Below are 1,535 nucleotides of genomic sequence, written 5' to 3'. Positions count from 1 at the left end.
GAGTTCCGCCGATTTCTCGTACCATTTGGCGGCTGCCGCCATGTCTTCCTTGCCGCCGCGTGACTCAGCATAGCGCGAGCCGATTTCGAACAGCGCCTTGGCGTCGCGCGCGACATCAAGAAGGCGAAGACCTGGTACCAGCTTTCCGCAGCACAGGGCAACGCCAGCGGCATGCACAATCTGGCCGTCCTGTTCGCCATGGCGGCAGACGGCGTGACCGACAATGAATCGGCCGCGCACTGGTTCCAGGCAGCGGCCGATGTCGGCGTCAAGGACAGCCAGTTCAATCTCGGCATCCTCGCCGCCAAGGGCGTCGGCATGAAGCAGAACCTCGAGGAATCCTACAAATGGTTCGCGCTCGTCGCCAAGACCGGCGACAAGGATGCCGCTGCCAAGCGTGACGAGATCGCCAATGCGCTGCGGCCCGAGCAGCTCGAACGCGCCCGCGCCGCGACTGAGCTGTGGAAGGCCAAGCCGCTGGATGCAGCGGCCAATTCGGCCGACATTCCCGAGTCCTGGCAGGACGGCGCGCCGCAGACGACAGCCAGCATCGACATGAAGAAGGCCGTCCAGAACATCCAGCGCATTCTCAACAAGAACGGCTATGACGCCGGCGGCGCCGACGGCAAGATGGGCCAGAAGACGAAGACCGCGATCATGGCTTTCCAGACCGACAACAAGATGCCGGCGACCGGCGAAGTCGATGAAAAACTGGTCAAGGCACTGCTGGCGCGCAAATAACGGCAGAGGCGTCGTTTCCACGACGCCCTTGCCACACATTCGCCTGTTAACTGATTGAGATGTTTTTTGTTTCGGCGGCGTAGCGCGGTTTGACTTCGCAGCACCTCCGGGGCAAGAACGAATTGGCTTGTCGGGTCAAGATGCCCGCAACGGTTGCATTCGCCGACAGGCAGAACTGATCGAGACTGACGGGTGGGCATCTATCTCCCGATCGCGGAAATTTCCGTCAATATCTTCGTCCTGCTGGCCATGGGCGCGGCGGTGGGTTTCCTGTCGGGCATGTTCGGCGTCGGCGGCGGCTTCCTCATCACGCCGCTGCTGATCTTCTACAACATACCCCCGGCGATCGCGGTCGCCACGGGCGCCAACCAGGTCATCGCCTCCTCCGTCTCCGGCGTCCTTTCGCACATGAAGCGAGGGACGCTCGACTTCAAGCTCGGCGGGGTGTTGCTGGCCGGCGGCATTGTCCGTTCCACCGGCGGCATCTTCGTCTTCGCCTTCCTGCGCCGCCTCGGCCAGCTCGACCTGTTCATCTCGCTGCTCTACGTCGTGCTGCTCGGCACCGTCGGCGGGCTGATGCTGGTCGAAAGCGTCAATGCGCTGCGCGCCACGCGCAGCGGTGCGGCACCGGTGCTGAAGAAATCCGGCCAGCACAACTGGATCCACCGCTTGCCGCTGAAGATGCGGTTCAGGGCCTCAAAACTGTTCGTCAGCGTCATCCCCGTCCTTGGCCTTGGCGCCGGCATCGGCTTCCTGTCGTCGATCATGGGCGTCGGCGGCGGCTTCATCATGGT

1 protein-coding gene and 1 pseudogene are annotated in these 1,535 nt (G+C 63.1%); both read left to right on the top strand.

The window, feature by feature from the left end; translation table 11 throughout:
- Positions 1-84: 84 nt before the first annotated feature.
- Positions 85-741 (top strand): annotated as a pseudogene (locus EOD15_RS34035) (SEL1-like repeat protein); the annotation flags it as partial.
- A 192-nt stretch (positions 742-933) separates the two neighbouring features.
- Positions 934-1,535, top strand: a 602-nt coding sequence (locus tag EOD15_RS34030; RefSeq protein WP_148129809.1) for a sulfite exporter TauE/SafE family protein, incomplete at its 3' end; no start/stop codon positions are given.

Source organism: Mesorhizobium sp. M7A.T.Ca.US.000.02.2.1 (genome assembly GCF_003996995.1).
Lineage (GTDB): Bacteria > Pseudomonadota > Alphaproteobacteria > Rhizobiales > Rhizobiaceae > Mesorhizobium.
The sequence above is the reverse complement of the archived record's forward strand: the minus strand, read 5'-3'. Positions and strand labels throughout refer to the sequence as shown.